The following is a 20,068-nucleotide window of genomic DNA, read 5'->3' on the forward strand; positions in this document are numbered from 1 at the left end:
AACAAGGAGGCAGGGTAGCGCGTGCTTCAGTCGCTGGGCAATCCGTGTGCGTTCAGGTGGTTTACCAGCCGCACCTGCAGTTGTTGCAGGTGTGGCAGGCTCAACTGATGGCGCGCGGCCGCCTGGCAAGCATAGCCCAGCAAATAGCTGATTTCGGTGCGCCGTCCATTGGCGACGTCCTGATACATCGAGGAATAATTAGCCGCCGTGGCCTGGATCACCCTTTCCACTTCTGCCTGCAGATCCTGCGCTGCCGCAGGCTGGCCGCAGCATTCCAGCAGTTCGGCCAGCTCGGCACATAACGTCGCCACTTCACACTGATGGTCTTGCAGGCCGCCGTTGCGGCATTGGTGCAGCACCGTCAGCGGATTGATCGCGCAGTTGAGTGCCAGTTTTCGCCACAGGCGAGTAAGGATGTCGGTGTTCCATTCATGGGGAATACCTGCGCCGCGCAGATCGTCCAGCCAAAGCGGTGCAGTGGGGTGGCTGGCGTCACCCAGCCAGGTGTAGCCATGGCCAGCAAAGACCACACGCCAGTCGCTTTCGCGAAAAGCACCTTCGGTGCTGGAGGCGAAAATGCAGCGTGCCTGGGGCAGTTGAGCGGCGACCGCATCCTGGCTGCCGAGGCCGTTTTGCAGGAGAATCAACTCGGCGTCGGGCGCCAGGCGATGTTCAAGCTGTGCGACGGCGCCTGGGGCGTCATAGGCTTTGCACGCTACCAGTAGCCGATGAATGGGTTCCGGGCTGTCGATGGTTTCGCCGGTGACAGGGTAGGTACGGGCTTGGCCCTGCTCAATCAGGGTCAGCCCCGAAACTGCCTGATAGCTCGCCAGGCGGGCCTTGTCACGCAGGATCAACCTGACAGGAAGGCCCGCACGCGCCAGGCGCGCGGCCCACAAAGTCCCGAGACTGCCAGCACCAAGGACATGCCAGGTGGTCGACATCAGTTTTTTGCTCCGCAAAAGCTCACAGTGAAGGAGGGTAAAGAACCGTTATAATGGCCGCGCATTTTACCCGCAAGCCAGGCCTGCTCCATCTCTACTGAGCCGCGCCCCTTTTTTATTGGAGAAACTACATGCCGTCGTTCGACGTGGTATCCGAACTGGACAAACACGAAGTCACCAACGCCGTCGAGAACGCCGTCAAGGAACTGGACCGTCGCTATGACTTGAAAGGCAAGGGCAGCTTTGAGTTCAAGGAAAAGGACCTGACTGTTAACCTGACCGCTGAAGCCGATTTCCAGCTGGAAGCGATGATCGAGATCCTCAAGCTGGCACTGGTCAAGCGCAAGATCGACGTGCAGTGCCTTGAAGTCAAGGACGCCTACGCCTCCGGCAAGCTGATGAAGCAGGAAGCCGTACTCAAGGAAGGTATCGACAAGGAGATGGCGAAAAAAATCGTCGCCCACGTCAAGGACGCCAAGCTCAAGGTCCAGGCCGCCATCCAGGGCGAACAGGTGCGTATCACCGGCAAGAAGCGTGACGACCTGCAAGACGCCATTGCCGCCTTGCGCGCCAAGACTTTCGACATGCCGCTGCAGTTCAATAATTTCCGCGACTGATAGCGCATTGGGGAACCTGCGGGTGTTTTCGACGTCCCACGCCCCAGAACCTGCAGAAACGATTGAGCCCTTCGGGGCTCGATTGCTGTGGGCACCATAAAAGCAGCACACCCGCTTAACAGGAGAAAGTAGATGGATTTAAACGCTGAAGTGGACCAATTGATCAAGGCTTCCCAGGCCTGGATCCCGATGATCATGGAATACGGCAGTCGGGTATTGCTGGCCGTCATCACCCTGGCCGTTGGCTGGTGGTTGATCAATAAGCTGACCCACAAAATGGGCCGTTTACTGGCCATGCGCAATGCCGACATGGCGCTGCAGGGCTTCGTCACCAGTCTGGCGAACATCATCCTCAAGGTGATGCTGATCGTCAGCGTGGCCTCGATGATTGGTGTGGAAACCACTTCGTTCGTCGCGGCGATCGGTGCGGCGACCCTGGCCATTGGCCTGGCATTGCAAGGCAGCCTGGCGAACTTCGCCGGTGGCGTGCTGATTCTGCTGTTCCGCCCGTTCCGCATCGGCGACTGGATCGAAGCCCAAGGCACCGCGGGTACTGTCGACAGCATCCAGATCTTCCATACCGTGATCCGTACGGGTGACAACAAGACGGTCATCGTGCCCAACGGTATTCTGTCCAACGGCATCATCACTAACACTAACCGCCAGCCTACCCGCAAAGTGGTATTTGACGTGGGTGTCGACTATGACGCCGACCTGCAGAAAGCCCGGGAAGTGTTGCTGGAGCTGGCCAAGGACCCACGAGTACTGGCTGATCCTGAGCCGGTAGCGGTGGTATCGACCTTGGGTGACAGTTCAATTACCGTTTCCCTGCGGGTTTGGACCAAGACTGCGGATTACTGGGATGTGATGTTCATGTTTAATGAACTGGCGCGGGATCGTTTGAAAACGGCTGGGATTGATATTCCATTTCCGCAGCGAGTTATTCGCGTTATGCAGGAAGCGCCTGCCAAGTAATAACAGGTTTGTGGATTGAACTTGGCCGAATGGTCAGGTTTGATCTGAACACGCAAACTCGATAGTTAGCTTGCTAGTTATTGGTGCGTAGAAATATAACCGCAATAAAAAAGCCGCTCACTTGTAACAAGTGAGCGGCTTTTTATTTAGGGCCGAGGCCCTGAGTCATCGTTGTAATTAAGCGGCTAATTACAAGATGTTCAGCGGGTATTGCGCGATCAGACGCAGTTCGTCGATGGACGACGAACCGTAGTAAACGCCATCAGACGAACGATATGTCGCTTGACGGATACGCAGGCTCAGGTCTTTAGCCGGGCCTTCCTGAATCACGTATTTGGCTTCGATGTCGCGTTCCCACTCTTTGCCGTTCGAGGTCGTGGCGGTGTTCGCGCCGCTACCTGTTACGTAACGAGTCATGAAGCTCAGACCTGGTACACCAAAGGTGGCCATGTTGATGTCGTAACGAGCTTGATAGGACTTCTCACCTTCGGCGTTGAAGTCGGAACGTGCAATGGAGTTGGCCAGGAACACTGAGCCGCCGCCGTCTACGCCGTAGCCGTAGTCACCGTCACCGCTAACCTTTTGAGCTGCCAGGGTGAAGGTATGAGCACCGATGGTGTAGGCGCCCTGCAAGCTGAACGCACGGTTGTCGAGCTTGGTTGTACCGTCCTTGTAGGCACGTTGCCGGCCTTGGCCGTCGCTCTTGGTGTCGTAGATGTTGAAGTCGATGGCGAAGGACTGGTCGTCGCTCAGCGCGTGGGTGTAGTTAACGTTGCTATAGATTTTGCGGAAGTAGTCTTCCACTTTCGAGTAGTACAGGCTACCGGTCAGCTCTGGAGTGAAGGAGTACACCGCACCGACGAAGTCGGCTTGGGTCAGGTGCAGGCTGTCACTGAAGGTCTGTGATTGTGCCTTGATACCGGTAAAGTGACCGGCTTCCAGCTTCAGGCCTTTGATTTCGTTGCTGGTGATAGAGATGCCTTCCGGTACCTCTGGCAGCAGACGGCTGTCATCGGAAGCGAATACCGGCGCGGTGGTGTACTGGTCACCGATTTTCAGCACGGTATCGGAGATGCGGAACTTGATCGCTGCGCCGCCACTCGAGTAGTCATCTTGCGAACGACCGTCGGAGCCGGTAGGGAACAGGCCGGTGCCAGCACGACCCTTGCCGCTGTCGAGCTTGATGCCCAGCAGGCCAATGGCGTCAACACCGACACCGATGGTGCCTTGGGTAAAGCCCGACTGGTAAAGGGCGTTGAAGCCAAGACCAGACTCTTCGGCGCGGCTTTGCGAGCCTGGGCCCGACGGGTTGTTACGGAAGTCGCGGCTAAAGTACAGCGCGCGGGTGTTGATACCGAACGTACTGTCTTCAACAAAGCCTTTGGAGTCGTCCTGGGAGGACGCCATTGCGAACTGTGAGGTACCTGCTGAAACAGCCAGGGCGATCATGCTCCACTTCATCACGCGCATCGTGATTTGCTCCTTTGGTTTTTAGGAAGAGTACTGCCGTCCCACCTGTATTTTTGTCTGGGCGGCTCTTTCTTTTTTGTATCAGCGCAAACTTATAGCACGCTGACAATATTGGCGATACTTGCCTATCTATCCTTGCAGCTTCTTTACGAGGCTGTCGTAAAATGCTAGGTCCATGTCGCAAATTTACAGTCTGTGTGTAACCAAACTGACAACTCCAATGCGGTTTTTAATACCCCGAACCTCGATAAAAAATACCGTGTTCGAAGTTACAAAACTTCCCTGCTGCGCATTGACTCACTGTTGTTTTCTGCCGTGAAGCACCTGCTTCCTGCTGGGTGCCGTTGCCGACGATATGGGTGGGAATGCAACAAGCGTGCACAAACCGGTAACTGAATGTCATTTTTTCGTGAAAAGCTCCGTGGCACTGTAAAAACCGCATAAACACGGGCTTTTTGCGCCGTTTAGTTTGGCCTTGACGGTCGGGTGTTGCTCCTTTTTGCAGGGGCATAAATCAGGCGCCAACGAAAAACGTTACCCATCCACCCCGTGCAGTGAGTAATCGGCGGATGAACCTTGCACGATACGGGGCATAAACGACTCATTTTGGTGCGAGGTGCTCGGCCGCCTGGTTGGCTCGATAGTTACCGCAGCATTGGCGGTGAAGCACGGCTCATTCGCAGGTATGCTGGGCACCTGAAACCTGACCAGCCGAACGGAGTGACTGCGGTGTTCGCCTTAGATCCACGTCTGCAAAATGACACGCTGCCCATCGGGGATTTCCCCCTGTGCCGCCTACTGCTGTCCAATGACTCGAATTACCTTTGGCTCATCCTGGTGCCACGCATCAACGGTATCAGCGAAGTGTTTGAGTTGGATGTCGCTGACCAGCAACAGGTGTGGCAGGAAAGCACTGCTTTGGCGCAATTGCTTAATGACGGGTTTGCTGCCGACAAAATGAACATCGGTGCCTTGGGCAATGTTGTCAGCCAACTGCATGTGCACGTGATCGTGCGCAAGCGTGATGATGCCGCCTGGCCTGCTCCCGTCTGGGGCAAGCATCCGGCGCAGCCTTATACTGAAGAACAGGTGGCGGTGATTCGTGCGCGTTTGCGCGAGCTACTGCCTCCCGATTTTATTTTTGCGCAGGACTGAACCATGGAACTGCAAGATCGCGTGACGGAGCTTGAGAGCCGACTGGCTTTTCAGGACGACACCATTGAGACCTTGAACGATATTCTGGTCACCCAGCAGCGGGCGGTCGAACGCCTGCAGTTGCAGATGTCCGCGTTGCTTAAGCGCCAGGAAGAGATGGGCGGCCAATTCGAGTCGTCCGAAGAAGAGGCGCCGCCGCCCCATTACTGATTGGCCGGGTTAAACCCCAGACAATAAAAAACCGCGATCCAGCGTTGGCTGCATCGCGGTTTCTTTTTTGGCAGGCTGAAATCAGCGACGCGGCAAGGCGGCGATCACGTCTTCAGCTTGCAGGCCCTTGTCACGGTTCATCACGGAGAACTCCACGCGTTGGCCTTCGACCAGGACGCGATGGCCTTCGCCACGGATGGCCCGGAAGTGGACGAAGATATCGTCGCCCGAATCCCGAGAAATAAAGCCGAAGCCTTTGGAAGTGTTGAACCACTTGACGGTCCCGGTATCCCGGTTGGTCATGTCGTAGCTTTGCGATGCGGCGGCCGGGGACGAACGGTAGAAGCTGATGGCCAGATGAAGAACGATAGCAATCAGTGCGATCACCAGGCTGAGCAGGACGGCCGGATGACCACCGACTTCAGGCATTGGCGCCAGCAGGGTAAGGGTTTGCACGACGACAGCCAGCACCAGCAGGGCGCTGACCAGATTTTGCAGTTGATGACGCGGGCCTTTGTTCCAGTAAGGAATGACTGGAGCCAGTGTCAGGTTAATAAGGCCGAAAAAGGCCAGGTACAGAGCATCGGGTTGTTGCAGGTAGGGTAGGGTTTCGGTTCGCAGACTAGGGGTAAAGGACAGCAGCAAAGCTGCAGCGCCCGTTAGCAGGTGGACGATTTTCAACATTTTGATTAACTCACGTTAAGACGGATCACAAGGAAGAGCTGACTGGCACGGTTCGCTTCTGAACAATGGGAGGCGTTGGGCACGTGCGCGGGTATCAGCCTATGCGCTGAACGCGGGAAAATAGCGGCAGCGACACGCTGCCTATTTAACAGCAAAGCCTGTGCCTTCTCAAATCAAGCGTTTCAGGCCATTACGACGGCCACGGCATTTCTCCTGCAAACGCGCGTCCTAGACGGGTGCAGTGCTTTTTTCGCCCACAGTACGTTTTTTTGCCATGGGAGAAGACTTGCCTGCTGCTGCTGCGCGCGCTGCAAAAGGCGATTTGCCGCACCTCGCGCATAGGTGCCGGGCTGCACAAGGCCGATACTCTTGCTAGAGTGGTCCTGCACCTGATCAATGAATTTCCATTAATTGAAGGGGATAAACATGGCAATCGATATTGGTATCAGTGAAGAAGATCGTAAATCCATCGTTGACGGACTTTCACGGCTGCTTTCAGATACCTATGTACTTTACCTGAAAACCCATAACTTCCATTGGAACGTGACTGGCCCGATGTTTCGTACGTTGCACTTGATGTTTGAAGAGCAATATAACGAGCTGGCGCTGGCAGTTGATTTAATTGCCGAACGTATTCGTGCCTTGGGTTTTCCAGCGCCTGGCGCGTACTCTGTCTATGCCCGTCTTTCATCCATCAAGGAAGAAGAGGGTGTGCCCAGTGCTGAAGACATGATCAAGCAACTTGTCCAGGGTCAGGAAGCTGTTACCCGGACTGCGCGCGGAATCTTCCCGTTGCTCGATAAAGTCAGTGACGAGCCCACTGCGGATTTGTTGACCCAGCGCATGCAGGTTCACGAGAAAACTGCATGGATGTTGCGTTCGCTGCTCGATAGTCAGTAAGTCACGCTGGCGAGTGGCGTTTTTGGTCGTCACTCGCCTGTCTACCTTTCCTGCCACGCAGGCTTCCTGCTGACGGCAGGGTTGGGTATCGGGCAGAAACCGGGCTGACAGGTTCTCTATAAAGAGCTGGGCACTACTACGGCTGCACAGCCTCGATTTACCAGATATAATCCCGCCCTTTGCTGCGCATGCCGGGCTTTTTCCAAGACACGGGTCAGAGCGCAGCGCAGCAGTGACCTGATCGCCGAGACATCTCCATGCCCATGTACGACTATCAATGCGCTTCCTGTGGTCATCAGTTGGAAGCCATTCAAAAGATCAGCGCCGCGCCGTTGGTCGATTGCCCTGCTTGTCAGGCGCCAGAGCTTAAAAAGATGTTGTCCATGCCGGGCTTTCGCTTGAGCGGTTCTGGCTGGTACGAGACCGACTTCAAGACCGGCTCGAAGAAGAATTTGGCCGGCGGCGACAAAGCAGACTGAGTTGAACTCTACGCGCGAGCGCTTGCATTATCCGGTGCCTGACTTAAGGTGCTGAGTTAAGCAAGACCTCCACCGAATTTCGAATTACGAGAAGTGAAACCACTATCATGATGCGCAGCCACTATTGCGGCCAACTGAACGAGACCCTGGAAGGTCAGGAAATCACCCTGTGCGGATGGGTTCACCGTCGCCGCGACCACGGCGGGGTGATCTTCCTCGATATCCGTGATCGTGACGGTCTGGCCCAAGTGGTGTTCGACCCGGACCGCGCCGAAACCTTCGCCGCCGCCGACCGCGTGCGCAGCGAGTACGTGGTCAAGATCACCGGCAAGGTACGCCTGCGTCCAGCCGGTGCCGGCAACGTCAACATGGCGTCGGGCATGATCGAGGTTTTGGGTTACGAACTGGAAGTGCTGAACGAAGCGGAAACCCCGCCGTTCCCGCTCAACGAGTTCTCCGACGTTGGCGAAGAAACCCGCCTGCGCTATCGCTTCATCGACCTGCGTCGTCCGGAAATGCTGGAGAAACTGCGCCTGCGTTCGCGCATGACCACCAGCATCCGTCGCTACCTGGACGAGAACGGCTTCCTCGACGTCGAGACGCCGATCCTCACCCGTGCGACTCCGGAAGGCGCTCGTGACTACCTGGTGCCGAGCCGTACCCACGCCGGTTCCTTCTTCGCCTTGCCGCAATCGCCGCAACTGTTCAAGCAACTGCTGATGGTTGCCGGTTTTGACCGTTACTACCAGATCGCCAAGTGCTTCCGTGACGAAGACCTGCGGGCCGACCGCCAGCCGGAATTCACCCAGATCGACATCGAGACCAGCTTCCTCGATGAAAAAGACATCATGGGCCTGACCGAAGGCATGATCCGCAACCTGTTCAAGGAAGTGCTGGGTCTGGAATTCGGTGAGTTCCCGCACATGACCTGGGACGAGGCCATGCGCCGTTACGGTTCCGATAAACCGGACCTGCGTAACCCGCTGGAACTGGTGGACGTTGCCGATCAACTCAAAGACGTCGACTTCAAGGTGTTCAGCGGCCCGGCCAACGACCCGAAATGCCGCATCGCTGCCTTGCGCGTTCCTGGTGGGGCGAGCATTGCGCGCAAGCAGATCGACGACTACACCAAGTTCGTCGGCATCTACGGTGCGAGGGGCCTGGCGTACATCAAGGTCAACGAGCGCGCCAAGGGTGTTGAAGGCCTGCAGTCGCCAATCGTCAAGAACATCCCTGAAGCCAACCTCAATGTGATCCTTGACCGCGTTGGCGCGGTCGACGGCGACATCGTGTTCTTCGGCGCCGACAAGTCGAAGATTGTCAGCGAAGCCCTGGGCGCACTGCGGATCAAGGTCGGCAACGACCTGAACCTGCTGACCTGCGAATGGGCGCCAATGTGGGTCGTCGACTTCCCGATGTTCGAAGAGAACGACGACGGCAGCTTCAGCGCCTTGCACCACCCGTTCACTGCGCCCAAGTGCACCCCGCAAGAGTTGGAGGCCAGCCCGGCCACAGCGCTGTCCCGTGCCTACGACATGGTGCTGAACGGTACTGAACTGGGTGGCGGCTCGATCCGTATCCACCGCAAGGATATGCAGCAATCGGTCTTCCGCCTGCTGGGTATCAGCGAAGCGGAACAGGAAGAGAAATTCGGCTTCCTGCTCGACGCCCTGAAATATGGCGCGCCACCCCACGGCGGCCTGGCCTTCGGCCTTGACCGCCTGGTGATGCTGATGACCGGTGCGCAGTCGATCCGTGAAGTGATCGCCTTCCCGAAAACTCAGAGTGCTGCCTGCGTGATGACGCAAGCACCGAGTGTGGTGGACGCCAAGGCTTTGCGCGAGCTGCACATCCGTCTGCGTGAAGCGCCGAAGGCTGAGTAAGGCTGCTGCGTGAAAGCGCGATAAGGTTTACGCAGTCAAAAAGGCGCATCTTCGGATGCGCCTTTGCGTTACAAGGTCTTTGCGTTAAAGAAAGAAGTCCTGCCTGGGGCGGGATCGTTAAGGTTTCTAGAGAATTTCGGAGTTGTGTTATGGCTGGCCATTCCAAGTGGGCGAACATCAAGCACCGCAAAGAGCGTCAGGATGCCAAGAAGGGCAAGATCTTTACCAAGTGGATTCGCGAGCTGACCGTCGCTGCCCGCCAGGGTGGCGCTGATCCGGGCTCCAATCCGCGTCTGCGCCTGGCGCTGGACAAGGCCCTGGGCGCCAACATGAGCCGCGATATTATTGATCGCGCCGTGGCCCGTGGTGCCGGTGCGGCCGAAACCGACGATATGGTCGAACTGAGCTACGAAGGCTATGGCCCCGGTGGCGTGGCGGTGATGGTCGAATGCATGACCGATAACCGCAACCGTACTGCGGCGGCAGTGCGCCATGCGTTCAGCAAGTGCGGCGGCAACCTGGGCACTGATGGTTCGGTGGCTTATTTGTTCGAGCGCAAGGGGCAGATTTCCTTTGCGCCAGGCGTTGACGAAGATGCGCTGATGGAAGCGGCCATGGAGGCCGACGCCGACGACGTGGTGACTAACGAAGACGGTTCCATCGACGTGTTTACCTCGTTCGCCGGCTTCTATTCCGTGCGCAATGCCCTGGAAACAGCCAGCTTCAAGGGTACCGATGCGGAAATCGTCATGCTGCCGACCACCAGCGCGGAGCTGGATCTGGAAGGCGCCGAGAAGGTGCTGAAGTTGCTCGACATGCTGGAAGACCTGGATGACGTGCAGAACGTCTACTCCAACGCCGATATTCCGGAGTCCGTGGCCGAACAGCTCGGCTGAATGCCCCTGTAGGAGCGAGCTTGCTCGCGAAGATTGTTAACGATAACGCTGGGAACCTGAAAGCCAACGGCGCTCTCGGTTCTTTCGCGAGCAAGCTCGCTCCTACAAGAGAATGGTGTCGTTGCTGGCGCCTCATTTCTATAAATTTGCAGGCGTTATGACTCTTATCCTAGGTATCGACCCCGGTTCGCGAATTACCGGCTTTGGCGTGGTCCAAGATACCCCGCGAGGCTGTGTCTACGTCGCCTCCGGTTGCATCCGCACGGGCTCTGGCGAGTTGGCCGAGCGTTTGCAGATTGTCTATCGCGGCGTGCGTGAAGTGATCCAGACCTACGGCCCGGTGACCATGGGCATTGAAAAGGTCTTTATGGCTAAAAACGCCGATTCTGCCTTGAAGCTGGGCCAGGCCCGTGGCGCCGCCATTGTTGCCGGTGCCGAGGAAGGCATGGAGATCGCCGAATACACTGCGACCCAGGTCAAGCAAGCGGTCGTCGGCACTGGGGCCGCCAATAAAGATCAGGTGCAGATGATGGTCATGCACATGCTTAAGCTCACTGCCAAACCGCAGATCGACGCCTCCGATGCCCTGGCCATTGCCATTTGTCACGCCCATACCCGTTCCAGCCTGCTGCCTCATGGATTGGGCGCGGCACGCAGTCGTGGCGGGCGGCTGCGTCTCTGATAGCATCAGCGCAATCATTTTGCATGTAGCGCATGAGACGGCCTGTGTTGTCGGCCGACATGGCTACGTTATTCCAGGTCAGGCCCTGATCTGACTGAAGCTTTAAGGATCTGAAACGTGATTGGACGCTTGCGCGGCACCTTGGCTGAAAAACAGCCGCCGCACCTGATTCTGGATGTAAACGGGCTGGGGTATGAGTTGGAAGTGCCCATGACCACTCTCTATCGCCTACCGTCGGTCGGCGAGCCGCTGACCTTGCACACGCACCTGGTGGTGCGCGAAGACGCGCAATTGCTCTATGGTTTTATTGGCAAGCGCGATCGTGATTTTTTCCGCGAGCTGATTCGTCTCAACGGCGTCGGGCCAAAACTGGCCCTGGCCTTGATGTCGAGCCTGGAAGTCGATGAGCTGGTGCGCTGCGTCTCGGCCCAGGACACGTCGGCGTTGACCAAGGTGCCGGGTGTCGGCAAGAAAACCGCCGAGCGACTGCTGGTGGAACTCAAGGACCGCTTCAAGGGTTGGGAGGTCGTGCCGAGCATGTTTGCCCTGGTACCCAATCAACCGGATGCTCCGGGTGTGCCGGTGGCCAGCGCCGAGAGTGATGCAGTCAGCGCGCTGATTTCCCTGGGCTACAAGCCTCAGGAGGCCAGTAAGGCGGTGTCGGCGATCAAGGACAAGAACCTGAGCAGTGAAGACATGATCCGCCGCGCCCTGAAGGGAATGATTTAAGTGATTGAAGCTGATCGTCTGATTGCGGCCACCGGCCCTCGCGACCGTGAAGAAGTACAGGATCGGGCCATTCGCCCCCTGAGCCTTGCCGAATACATTGGCCAGCCCACCGTGCGCGAGCAGATGGAGCTGTTCATCCAGGCGGCGCGCGGGCGTAACGAGTCCCTGGACCACACGTTGATCTTCGGCCCGCCGGGCCTGGGCAAGACTACCCTGGCCAACATCATTGCCCAGGAAATGGGTGTGTCGATCAAGAGCACCTCTGGGCCGGTACTGGAACGTCCGGGCGACCTGGCGGCGCTGCTGACCAACCTTGAGCCTCATGATGTGCTGTTTATCGACGAGATCCACCGGCTCTCGCCTATCGTCGAAGAAGTGTTGTACCCGGCCATGGAAGACTTTCAGCTGGATATCATGATCGGCGAAGGGCCGGCGGCGCGCTCGATCAAGCTCGACTTGCCTCCCTTTACCCTGGTAGGTGCGACCACTCGTGCCGGGATGCTGACCAATCCGCTGCGAGACCGTTTCGGCATTGTTCAACGTCTAGAGTTCTATAGCACTGCCGACCTGGCGACTATTGTCGGTCGTTCCGCGGGGATTCTCGGTTTGCCGCTGGACCCTGATGGCGGCTACGAAATCGCCCGTCGCGCCCGTGGGACGCCGCGTATTGCCAACCGTTTGTTGCGTCGGGTAAGGGACTTTGCTGAAGTGCGCGCCAATGGCCATATCACCAAGGCCGTCGCCGACCGAGCGCTCAACCTGCTGGATATCGATGAGCATGGTTTCGACCATCAAGACCGGCGCTTGCTGTTGACCATGATCGAGAAGTTCGACGGTGGCCCTGTGGGTGTGGACAGCCTCGCGGCGGCCATCAGTGAAGAGCGACATACCATCGAGGACGTGCTGGAGCCTTACCTGATCCAGCAGGGCTATATCATGCGTACGCCGAGGGGCCGCGTAGTGACCCGGCATGCGTACTTGCACTTCGGGTTAAACATTCCGTCACGATTGGGGGAGATGCCCGTGGTAGACGAATTCCTTGATGCGGTAGACGATTAAAAAGGCGTGGCGAGTCGATTTATTCGACGTTTGTGCTGTCCTAGTGGCTGGTGTCGTCATTCTTTCGTTAGAAATGTGTCAGAGAATGCAAAAACAGTTGCCTGGCCGGATTGGCAACCTGAGGAGTAAGCACTAGAGTATGCGCGCGCAAAACGGGGATCAGTCGTTCACACATCGTTGTCGCGTTTATTACGAGGACACCGATGCTGGCGGCATCGTGTATTACGTCAATTATCTCAAGTTCATGGAGCGGGCTCGAACCGAGCGGCTACGGGAGATGGGCTTTGCCCAATCCACGCTTGCAGGGGAGGACCTGTTGTTCGTCGTGCATTCCAGCGAGGCCCGTTACTACGCGCCGGCGCGACTGGACGATGAACTGCTGGTCAGTGCGCAAATAACCGAATTGAACCGTGCCAGCCTGCGCTTTAAACAGCAGGTCAGGCGGGCTACGGATGCAACGCTGCTCTGTGAGGGGCAGTTCCTGGTGGCCTGTGTGCGCACCAATAGTTTGAAACCCCGGGCCATTCCCGAAGCTCTACGTGCGGCCTTTGCCGCCGTGAGCGGCGCGGGTAAACATTCAGAGCAGGAGATAAAGCGTGGAAGCTAACGTCGTCGACCATTCCTCCATGTGGAGCTTGGTCAGCAATGCCAGTGTCGTGGTTCAACTGGTGATGCTGATCCTGGTAGCCGCATCGGTTACCTCATGGGTCATGATTTTTCAGCGCAGCAACCTGCTGCGCGCCGCTCGACGTGCCCTGGAGAGCTTCGAGGAGCGCTTCTGGTCGGGTATCGACCTGTCCAAACTGTACCGTCAGGCCGGCAGCAACCCGGACCCGGATTCGGGCGTGGAGCAAATCTTCCGCGCCGGGTTCAAGGAATTCTCCCGTCTGCGCCAGCAGCCGGGTGTTGATCCGGAAGCGGTCATGGAAGGCGTGGCCCGTGCCATGCGCGTTGCTATTTCCCGTGAAGAAGAGAAGCTGGAGCAGAGCCTGCCGTTTCTCGCCACCGTCGGTTCCGTCAGCCCGTACATCGGTCTGTTTGGTACCGTGTGGGGGATCATGAACTCCTTCCGCGGCTTGGCTACGGCCCAACAAGCGACCCTGGCCACTGTGGCCCCCGGTATCGCCGAAGCCCTGATCGCCACGGCCATCGGTCTGTTCGCTGCCATTCCCGCAGTAATCGCCTACAACCGTTTTGCTGCTCGCGGCGAAACCTTGATCAGCCGTTACTACACCTTCGCCGATGAATTCCAGGCGATCCTGCACCGTAAAGTGCACACCAGCGAAGAATAAGCAGGTAATTCCCAATGGCTTTAATCGCTCGAGCTCGGAAAAAGCGCAAGCCGGTCGCCGAGATGAACGTAGTGCCTTACATCGACGTGATGCTGGTGCTGCTGGTTATCTTCATGGTGACCGCGCCGATGCTCAATCAGGGCGTGAAGGTTGATCTGCCCAAGGTTTCCAGTGAAGCCTTGCCGCAAGACAACAACACCCAGGTCCTGACCATTTCGATCAAGGCTGACAAGACCTATTACTGGAACCTTGGCAGCGAAGTCGATACCCAGAAACAGCAAGACAAGGCCATGACCTTGCCGCAGATGACCGAGGCAGTGACCAAGATCATTCGCGCCGGCAACGAAGGCGGCAAGCACACCCAAGTGTTCATTCGTGGCGACAAGGTCGTTGACTACGGGTCCGTGATGGGTGCCATGGGCGGCCTGCAGAAGGCTGGGGTCGGTAATGTTGGCTTGATTACCGAGGCGCCCTGATGCACCAACAGCGAGAGCCGTCCGCTTCGGAAAGCTTCTTTTGGCCTAGCGTTTGGGCAATTGCCCTGCACGTCCTGGCGTTTGGCATGCTGTTCGTCAGCTTTGCCATGACGCCGGACCTGCCTCCAGCCAAGCCGATCGTGCAGGCGACCCTGTATCAACTGAAATCGAAAAGTCAGGCCACCACCCAGACCAATCAGAAGATTGCGGGTGAGGCCCAGAAGTCGGCTGCGCGCCAGACTGAAGTCGAACAGATGGAACAGAAGAAGGTCGAGCAGGAAGCGGTGAAGGCTGCGGAACAAAAGAAAGAAGAGTCTGCTCAAAAGGCCGAGGAAGCTAAAAAGTCTGACGAAGCGAAGAAAGCCGACGAGGCTAAAAAGGCTGATGAAGCCAAAAAAGCCGATAAAGCTGCCGAAGCCAAAAAGGCTGAAGAGAAACAGTTGGCTGATGTAGCCAAGAAAAAATCTGAAGAAGAAGCCAAGAAAGCTGCCGAAGAAGAGGCCAAGAAAAAGGCCGCTGAAGAGGCTAAGAAAAAGATAGTCGAAGACGCGAAGAAAAAAGCCGCGGACGACGCCAAGAAGAAAACTGAAGCAGACGAGGCGAAGAAAAAAGTCGCCGACGATGCGAAGAAGAAAGCCTCTGCTGATGCGGCCAAGAAAAAGGCGCAGGACGCAGCGCGTAAATCGACCGAAGACAAAAAGGCCCAGGCCTTGGCCGATTTGCTTTCCGACACGCCTCAGCGTCAGCAGGCCTTGGCCGATGAACTTGGTGATGAAGTCGCGGGCAGTTTCGACGACCTGATTCGAGCACGGGCAGCGGAAGGTTGGGCACGCCCACCGTCGGCGCGCAAAGGCATGACAGTAGTGCTGCAGATCGGCATGTTGCCGGACGGTACGGTGACTTCGGTCAGTGTGGCCAAGTCCAGTGGTGATGGTTCGTTCGACAGTTCCGCGGTTGCAGCGGTCAAGAATATTGGCCGGTTGACCGAGATGCAGGGAATGAAACCAAGCGACTTCGCTCCCTATCGTTCATTCAAGATGACATTCACACCTGAGGATCTAGCCTTGTGAGAAACCTTCTTCGAGGAATGCTTGTCGTTATTTGCTGCATGGCAGGGATAGCGGCGGCGGATGAAAAGAACATCCTGGTCACCAGCGGTAGCGATCGGGCCACTCCGATTGCTGTTGTACCGTTTGGCTGGCAGGGCGGTAGCGTACTGCCGGACGACATGGCGGAAATCATTGGTAATGACCTGCGTAACTCGGGTTACTACTCGCCAATTCCAAAACAGAACATGATCAGCCAGCCGACCCAGGCCAGCGAAGTCATCTACCGTGACTGGAAGGCCTTGGGTGCCCAGTACCTGATGGTGGGTAGCATCGTTCCGGCCGGTGGTCGCCTGCAGGTGCAATACGCCCTGTTCAACGTTGCCACCGAGCAACAAGTGCTGACCGGTAGCGTTTCGGGAAGTGTCGATCAACTGCGGGACATGGCGCACTACATTGCCGACCAGTCGTTTGAAAAGCTGGTCGGTATCAAAGGTGCGTTCTCCACTCGCATACTGTACGTGACAGCCGAGCGTTTTTCGGTGAACAACACTCGCTACACCCTGCAGCGTTCGGACTACGACGGTGCCCGTGCGGTGACCCTGTTGCAGTCCCGTGAGCCAATCCTGTCGCCGCGCTTCGCGCCGGATGGCAAGCGTATTGCCTACGTGTCGTTTGAACAGAAGCGTCCGCGCATCTTCGTTCAGCACATCGACACCGGTCGCCGCGAGCAAATCACCAATTTTGAAGGCCTGAACGGCGCGCCTGCGTGGTCGCCGGATGGCAATCGCCTGGCATTCGTACTGTCCAAGGACGGTAACCCGGATATCTACGTGATGAACCTTGGTTCGCGCCAGATCAGCCGTGTCACCAATGGTCCTGGCATCAACACCGAACCGTTCTGGGGCAAGGATGGTTCAACCATCTACTTCACCTCCGATCGTGGCGGCAAGCCGCAAATCTATAAAAGCAGCGTCAGCGGTGGTGGTGCCGAACGTGTGACTTTTATTGGTAACTACAACGCCAATCCGAAGCTTTCGGCCGATGAAAAGACCCTGGTGATGATCCATCGTCAGGAAGGCTTCACTAATTTCAAGGTTGCGGCCCAGGATTTGCAGCGCGGAAGCGTAAAAATCCTTACAGAGAGCACTCTTGATGAGTCGCCTACTGTTGCGCCCAACGGCACCATGGTAATCTACGCCACCCGCCAGCAGGGCCGGGGAGTCTTGATGCTCGTGTCCATTAATGGACGCGTAAGGCTCCCGCTTCCTACCGCACAAGGCGAAGTCAGAGAACCGTCCTGGTCCCCTTACCTGAACTGACGCGGCGCTACAAGATTTGCTTAACACACTGGGGTTCATTAGGAGTTTCACGATGGAAATGCTGAAGTTTGGTAAGTTTGCTGCTCTGGCTCTGGCTTTGTCCGTAGCCGTTGGTTGCTCGTCTAAAGGCGGCGACAATGCCGGTGAAGGCGCAGCTGTTGATCCAAACGCTGGTTACGGCGCTAACACTGGTGCAGTTGACGGCTCCCTGAGCGAAGAAGCTGCTCTGCGCGCTATCACCACTTTCTACTTCGAATACGACAGTTCGGACCTGAAGCCAGAAGCCATGCGCGCTCTGGACGTTCACGCCAAAGACCTGAAAGCTAACGGCGCTCGCGTTGTTCTGGAAGGTAACACCGACGAACGTGGTACTCGTGAGTACAACATGGCTCTGGGCGAGCGTCGTGCGAAAGCCGTTCAGCGCTACATGGTACTGCAAGGCGTTTCCCCAGCTCAGCTGGAACTGGTTTCCTACGGTGAAGAGCGTCCAGTTGCTACCGGCAACGACGAGCAATCCTGGGCTCAAAACCGTCGCGTCGAACTGCGTAAGTAATTCGTCATGCGAACGTGCCGTCGTGTTGTAACTGTATTGGCTCTCAGCCTCGCACCGCTTGCGGTGTGGGCTGCGGTTCCTGTGGAAGATAGCAACTCTGGCTATAACAATAGCGGGAGCAGCTATCCGCCAGCAGGTTATGGCACGAACGGCGCCTATGCCGGAGGTGGGGTTACGGCCCCTCCTTCGGCACAGGGCGAGCTGTTCAACCAGCTGCAACGTATGCAGGATCAATTGGCGCAGCAACAAGGCACCATTGAAGTTCTGCAAAATGAAGTAAATCGCCTGAAACAAGAAGGCCTGGAGCGATACCAGGATCTTGATAGGCGCATAGGAACCGGCGTTACACCAGCCGCCACTCCTGATAATTCTTCTGCCGGTGGCGCCGCAAGCGCCGCCGGTGGTGCAGCTGCGGGGGCTGGGGCTGCCAGTCAGGCCCCTGCCGCCAGCAGTGAACCGGGTGATCCAGCGAAGGAAAAGCTGTACTACGACGCAGCCTTCGACCTGATCAAGGCAAAGGATTTCGACAAGGCCAGCCTGGCTTTCGCCGCTTTCCTGCGCAAATACCCGAACAGTCAGTATGCGGGCAATGCCCAATACTGGTTGGGTGAGGTGAACCTGGCCAAGGGTGATCTGCAAGGTGCAGGCCAGGCTTTTGCCAAGGTCAGCCAGCTCTACCCAAAGCACGCCAAGGTGCCTGACTCGCTGTACAAGCTTGCTGACGTAGAGCGCCGCTTGGGTCATGCCGACAAGGTCAAAGGCATTCTGCAGCAAGTGGTGGCCCAATATCCGGGTACATCCGCCGCTCAGTTGGCCCAGCGTGATCTGCAGCGTATGTAAGCGGTGCTGCTCCGCTTGGAAGAAACCCGCGCTTGTCGCGGGTTTTTTCGTTAGAATCCACGCCCTTTTATGAAACACGCTTTTTGGGGTTTGCGCGTTAGCGGAGCTCCTTGAAGTGCCTGACGGAGGCGGACAGCCTGTTTAGCTGTTACGCCCGTGGCGACTATGCAAGATACATTACGTATTACCGAAGTTTTTTACTCGTTACAGGGTGAAACGCGCACCGCCGGCTTGCCCACAGTATTTGTGCGCCTCACCGGCTGCCCGCTACGCTGCCAATACTGTGACAGCGCCTACGCCTTCAGTGGCGGTACCGTGCGTACCCTCGAAGACATCCTCCAGCAGGTTGCCAGCTACCGGCCCCGCTACGTCTGTGTGACGGGCGGCGAGCCGTTGGCCCAGCCCAATGCCATTCCTTTGCTCAAGCAACTATGTGATGCCGGTTACGAGGTGTCCCTGGAAACCAGTGGTGCCTTGGATATTTCCGCGGTAGACCCTCGGGTAAGCCGAGTGGTCGATCTCAAGACGCCTGGCTCCAAGGAAGTGAATCGCAACCGCTACGAGAACATCGAGCTGCTGACGGCCAACGATCAGGTCAAGTTCGTCATCTGTTCCCGTGACGACTACGACTGGGCCAGTTCCAAGCTGATCCAGTATGGTCTCGACCGGCGCGCAGGCGAGGTGCTGTTTTCTCCAAGCCACCACGACTTGAACGCTCGCGAACTGGCCGACTGGGTGGTCGCGGACAATTTGCCGGTACGCCTGCAACTGCAACTGCATAAATATCTTTGGAATGACGAGCCGGGGCGCTGAAATGACTGAACAAACGCTAGATCAAAAACGTGCTGTGATCCTGCTGTCCGGCGGCCTCGATTCCGCCACCGTAGTGGCCATGGCTCGTGCTGACGGCTACAGCTGCTACACCATGAGCTTTGACTACGGCCAGCGTCACCGCGCCGAACTGGATGCTGCCGCCCGCGTTGCTCGCGACCTGGGTGTGGTTGAACACAAGGTAATCAGCCTGAACCTCAACGGCATTGGCGGCTCGGCCCTGACCGACAGCTCCATTGACGTCCCCGAAGCACCCAGCGAAGGCATTCCAGTGACCTACGTGCCGGCGCGCAACACCGTGTTCCTGTCCCTGGCCCTGGGCTGGGCAGAAGTGCTCAATGCACGAGACATCTTTATCGGCGTCAATGCCGTGGATTACTCAGGCTACCCAGACTGCCGTCCCGAGTTCATCGAGTCTTTCGAACGCATGGCCAACCTGGCTACCAAGGCCGGTGTAGAGGGGCAGGGCTTCCGCATTCAGGCTCCCCTGCAGAACCTGAGCAAAGCCGATATCGTTAAGGCAGGCGTGCGTCTTGGGGTTGATTACGCACTCACCGTTTCCTGCTATCAGGCAGACGATCAGGGCCGTGCCTGTGGCAAGTGCGACAGCTGCCGCCTGCGTGCAGAAGGCTTCTCGGCAGCCGGAATCAGTGACCCAACACGTTATTTCTGATTTATTTCGTATTAGGTGTTGAATTTCCGTTAGAAATCAGTATTATACGCACCACCACGAAGCGGGTCGTTAGCTCAGTTGGTAGAGCAGTTGGCTTTTAACCAATTGGTCGTAGGTTCGAATCCCACACGACCCACCATATATTGCAGTTTAGAAAATCCGGAAGGCCCACGAAAGTGAGGATTTCCGGGTTTTTTTTTGCCTGCGATTTGGTGAATGTACGGGATCGGGAAGTGTTGTTTCGCTGGCTGGCAAACTCCCACCGGTATATCGCTGCGCTGTCGAAGCGAAATCGAATGCATTCGTGCATTCTGATAGCTGTCTGAACCCGGCTGCGGCTCGCCGGCATTTT

General features: G+C 57.1%; 23 protein-coding genes and 1 tRNA gene. 21 read left to right on the top strand and 3 right to left on the bottom strand.

Annotation, left to right across the window (positions count from 1 at the left end):
• Positions 1-26: 26 nt before the first annotated feature.
• Positions 27-944, bottom strand: a complete 918-nt coding sequence (locus tag ACZRKZ_RS11905; protein ID WP_463981680.1) for a putative 2-dehydropantoate 2-reductase — start codon at positions 942-944, stop codon at positions 27-29.
• 131 nt (positions 945-1,075) lie between these two features.
• Between ACZRKZ_RS11905 and ACZRKZ_RS11910 the strand changes: the two genes are divergently transcribed.
• Both ACZRKZ_RS11910 and ACZRKZ_RS11915 read left to right on the top strand, forming a co-directional pair.
• Complete coding sequence (locus ACZRKZ_RS11910) at positions 1,076-1,561, top strand: YajQ family cyclic di-GMP-binding protein (RefSeq protein ID WP_133099584.1); 486 nt, start codon at positions 1,076-1,078, stop codon at positions 1,559-1,561.
• 132 nt (positions 1,562-1,693) lie between these two features.
• Complete coding sequence (locus tag ACZRKZ_RS11915) at positions 1,694-2,536, top strand: mechanosensitive ion channel family protein (protein ID WP_463981681.1); 843 nt, start codon at positions 1,694-1,696, stop codon at positions 2,534-2,536.
• Positions 2,537-2,725: 189 nt separating this feature from the next.
• On the opposite strand, the gene ACZRKZ_RS11920 is transcribed toward ACZRKZ_RS11915, so the two are convergent.
• A complete protein-coding gene (locus ACZRKZ_RS11920) occupies positions 2,726-4,006 on the bottom strand; it encodes an OprD family porin (protein WP_350615446.1) in 1,281 nt (426 codons plus the stop codon).
• Between the two features lie 729 nt (positions 4,007-4,735).
• Here ACZRKZ_RS11920 and ACZRKZ_RS11925 point away from each other — a divergent pair.
• Together ACZRKZ_RS11925 and ACZRKZ_RS11930 are read left to right on the top strand one after the other, a co-directional pair.
• Entirely contained in the window at positions 4,736-5,161 is a 426-nt protein-coding gene (locus ACZRKZ_RS11925) for an HIT domain-containing protein (RefSeq protein WP_463966919.1), read from the top strand.
• A 3-nt stretch (positions 5,162-5,164) separates the two neighbouring features.
• Positions 5,165-5,371 (top strand): SlyX family protein, encoded by a 207-nt coding sequence (locus tag ACZRKZ_RS11930; RefSeq protein ID WP_133099580.1) that lies wholly within the window; start codon positions 5,165-5,167, stop codon positions 5,369-5,371.
• A gap of 81 nt (positions 5,372-5,452) precedes the next feature.
• On the opposite strand, the gene ACZRKZ_RS11935 is transcribed toward ACZRKZ_RS11930, so the two are convergent.
• The gene (locus ACZRKZ_RS11935; RefSeq protein WP_463966918.1) at positions 5,453-6,055 is read right to left on the bottom strand and encodes a cold-shock protein; all 603 of its coding nucleotides are present in this window, start codon (positions 6,053-6,055) and stop codon (positions 5,453-5,455) included.
• Between the two features lie 426 nt (positions 6,056-6,481).
• On the opposite strand from ACZRKZ_RS11935, the gene ACZRKZ_RS11940 reads away from it, so the two are divergent.
• From ACZRKZ_RS11940 to ACZRKZ_RS12020, 17 genes are all read left to right on the top strand, one after another.
• Entirely contained in the window at positions 6,482-6,955 is a 474-nt protein-coding gene (locus ACZRKZ_RS11940) for a Dps family protein (RefSeq protein ID WP_463966917.1), read from the top strand.
• 257 nt (positions 6,956-7,212) lie between these two features.
• Complete coding sequence (locus tag ACZRKZ_RS11945; RefSeq protein WP_010208103.1) at positions 7,213-7,434, top strand: FmdB family zinc ribbon protein; 222 nt, start codon at positions 7,213-7,215, stop codon at positions 7,432-7,434.
• A 107-nt stretch (positions 7,435-7,541) separates the two neighbouring features.
• Complete coding sequence (aspS, locus tag ACZRKZ_RS11950; protein WP_463966916.1) at positions 7,542-9,317, top strand: aspartate--tRNA ligase; 1,776 nt, start codon at positions 7,542-7,544, stop codon at positions 9,315-9,317.
• Between the two features lie 149 nt (positions 9,318-9,466).
• On the top strand, positions 9,467-10,213 hold the full coding sequence (locus ACZRKZ_RS11955; protein WP_463981682.1) for a YebC/PmpR family DNA-binding transcriptional regulator: 747 nt from the start codon (positions 9,467-9,469) through the stop codon (positions 10,211-10,213).
• 157 nt (positions 10,214-10,370) lie between these two features.
• Positions 10,371-10,895 carry a crossover junction endodeoxyribonuclease RuvC gene (ruvC, locus tag ACZRKZ_RS11960; RefSeq protein WP_133099575.1) on the top strand — a complete coding sequence of 175 codons (525 nt, stop codon included), beginning with the start codon at positions 10,371-10,373 and terminating at the stop codon, positions 10,893-10,895.
• A 117-nt stretch (positions 10,896-11,012) separates the two neighbouring features.
• Complete coding sequence (gene ruvA / locus ACZRKZ_RS11965; RefSeq protein WP_149411977.1) at positions 11,013-11,624, top strand: Holliday junction branch migration protein RuvA; 612 nt, start codon at positions 11,013-11,015, stop codon at positions 11,622-11,624.
• Positions 11,625-12,683 (top strand): Holliday junction branch migration DNA helicase RuvB, encoded by a 1,059-nt coding sequence (ruvB, locus tag ACZRKZ_RS11970; RefSeq protein ID WP_463966914.1) that lies wholly within the window; start codon positions 11,625-11,627, stop codon positions 12,681-12,683.
• Between the two features lie 139 nt (positions 12,684-12,822).
• Complete coding sequence (ybgC, locus tag ACZRKZ_RS11975) at positions 12,823-13,290, top strand: tol-pal system-associated acyl-CoA thioesterase (RefSeq protein WP_149411979.1); 468 nt, start codon at positions 12,823-12,825, stop codon at positions 13,288-13,290.
• Complete coding sequence (tolQ, locus tag ACZRKZ_RS11980) at positions 13,280-13,975, top strand: protein TolQ (protein ID WP_133099571.1); 696 nt, start codon at positions 13,280-13,282, stop codon at positions 13,973-13,975. Before ybgC ends, tolQ begins: the two co-directional genes overlap by 11 nt.
• A gap of 23 nt (positions 13,976-13,998) precedes the next feature.
• The gene (tolR, locus tag ACZRKZ_RS11985; protein ID WP_178114448.1) at positions 13,999-14,451 is read left to right on the top strand and encodes a protein TolR; all 453 of its coding nucleotides are present in this window, start codon (positions 13,999-14,001) and stop codon (positions 14,449-14,451) included.
• Positions 14,451-15,521 carry a cell envelope integrity protein TolA gene (gene tolA, locus ACZRKZ_RS11990; protein ID WP_463966913.1) on the top strand — a complete coding sequence of 357 codons (1,071 nt, stop codon included), beginning with the start codon at positions 14,451-14,453 and terminating at the stop codon, positions 15,519-15,521. The genes tolR and tolA overlap by 1 nt, the downstream gene beginning before the upstream one ends.
• A gap of 17 nt (positions 15,522-15,538) precedes the next feature.
• Positions 15,539-16,819, top strand: a complete 1,281-nt coding sequence (tolB, locus tag ACZRKZ_RS11995; protein ID WP_178114441.1) for a Tol-Pal system beta propeller repeat protein TolB — start codon at positions 15,539-15,541, stop codon at positions 16,817-16,819.
• A gap of 52 nt (positions 16,820-16,871) precedes the next feature.
• A complete protein-coding gene (pal, locus tag ACZRKZ_RS12000; RefSeq protein WP_133099567.1) occupies positions 16,872-17,372 on the top strand; it encodes a peptidoglycan-associated lipoprotein Pal in 501 nt (166 codons plus the stop codon).
• A 6-nt stretch (positions 17,373-17,378) separates the two neighbouring features.
• The gene (gene ybgF, locus ACZRKZ_RS12005) at positions 17,379-18,212 is read left to right on the top strand and encodes a tol-pal system protein YbgF (protein ID WP_463966912.1); all 834 of its coding nucleotides are present in this window, start codon (positions 17,379-17,381) and stop codon (positions 18,210-18,212) included.
• Positions 18,213-18,377: 165 nt separating this feature from the next.
• Complete coding sequence (gene queE, locus ACZRKZ_RS12010; RefSeq protein ID WP_149411983.1) at positions 18,378-19,025, top strand: 7-carboxy-7-deazaguanine synthase QueE; 648 nt, start codon at positions 18,378-18,380, stop codon at positions 19,023-19,025.
• A gap of 1 nt (position 19,026) precedes the next feature.
• Complete coding sequence (gene queC, locus ACZRKZ_RS12015; protein ID WP_149411984.1) at positions 19,027-19,716, top strand: 7-cyano-7-deazaguanine synthase QueC; 690 nt, start codon at positions 19,027-19,029, stop codon at positions 19,714-19,716.
• Positions 19,717-19,779: 63 nt separating this feature from the next.
• Positions 19,780-19,855 (top strand) — tRNA-Lys (locus tag ACZRKZ_RS12020).
• Positions 19,856-20,068 lie beyond the last annotated feature (213 nt).

The sequence above is a fragment of the Pseudomonas sp. c313 genome (genome assembly GCF_055407145.1).

Bases quoted from the DNA above. Each gene is read 5' to 3' on its own strand.
- ACZRKZ_RS11910 (WP_133099584.1), top strand. From the start codon at position 1,076: ATGCCGTCGTTCGACGTGGTATCCGAACTGGACAAACACGAAGTCACC.
- pal (WP_133099567.1), top strand. From the start codon at position 16,872: ATGGAAATGCTGAAGTTTGGTAAGTTTGCTGCTCTGGCTCTGGCTTTG.
- ACZRKZ_RS11920 (WP_350615446.1), bottom strand. From the start codon at position 4,006: ATGCGCGTGATGAAGTGGAGCATGATCGCCCTGGCTGTTTCAGCAGGT.
- ACZRKZ_RS11905 (WP_463981680.1), bottom strand. From the start codon at position 944: ATGTCGACCACCTGGCATGTCCTTGGTGCTGGCAGTCTCGGGACTTTG.
- queC (WP_149411984.1), top strand. From the start codon at position 19,027: ATGACTGAACAAACGCTAGATCAAAAACGTGCTGTGATCCTGCTGTCC.
- ruvC (WP_133099575.1), top strand. From the start codon at position 10,371: ATGACTCTTATCCTAGGTATCGACCCCGGTTCGCGAATTACCGGCTTT.
- ACZRKZ_RS11915 (WP_463981681.1), top strand. From the start codon at position 1,694: ATGGATTTAAACGCTGAAGTGGACCAATTGATCAAGGCTTCCCAGGCC.
- ACZRKZ_RS11940 (WP_463966917.1), top strand. From the start codon at position 6,482: ATGGCAATCGATATTGGTATCAGTGAAGAAGATCGTAAATCCATCGTT.
- tolB (WP_178114441.1), top strand. From the start codon at position 15,539: ATGCTTGTCGTTATTTGCTGCATGGCAGGGATAGCGGCGGCGGATGAA.
- queE (WP_149411983.1), top strand. From the start codon at position 18,378: ATGCAAGATACATTACGTATTACCGAAGTTTTTTACTCGTTACAGGGT.
- ACZRKZ_RS11930 (WP_133099580.1), top strand. From the start codon at position 5,165: ATGGAACTGCAAGATCGCGTGACGGAGCTTGAGAGCCGACTGGCTTTT.
- ACZRKZ_RS11935 (WP_463966918.1), bottom strand. From the start codon at position 6,055: ATGTTGAAAATCGTCCACCTGCTAACGGGCGCTGCAGCTTTGCTGCTG.
- ACZRKZ_RS11945 (WP_010208103.1), top strand. From the start codon at position 7,213: ATGCCCATGTACGACTATCAATGCGCTTCCTGTGGTCATCAGTTGGAA.
- ACZRKZ_RS11955 (WP_463981682.1), top strand. From the start codon at position 9,467: ATGGCTGGCCATTCCAAGTGGGCGAACATCAAGCACCGCAAAGAGCGT.
- tolA (WP_463966913.1), top strand. From the start codon at position 14,451: ATGCACCAACAGCGAGAGCCGTCCGCTTCGGAAAGCTTCTTTTGGCCT.
- aspS (WP_463966916.1), top strand. From the start codon at position 7,542: ATGATGCGCAGCCACTATTGCGGCCAACTGAACGAGACCCTGGAAGGT.
- ybgF (WP_463966912.1), top strand. From the start codon at position 17,379: ATGCGAACGTGCCGTCGTGTTGTAACTGTATTGGCTCTCAGCCTCGCA.
- ybgC (WP_149411979.1), top strand. From the start codon at position 12,823: ATGCGCGCGCAAAACGGGGATCAGTCGTTCACACATCGTTGTCGCGTT.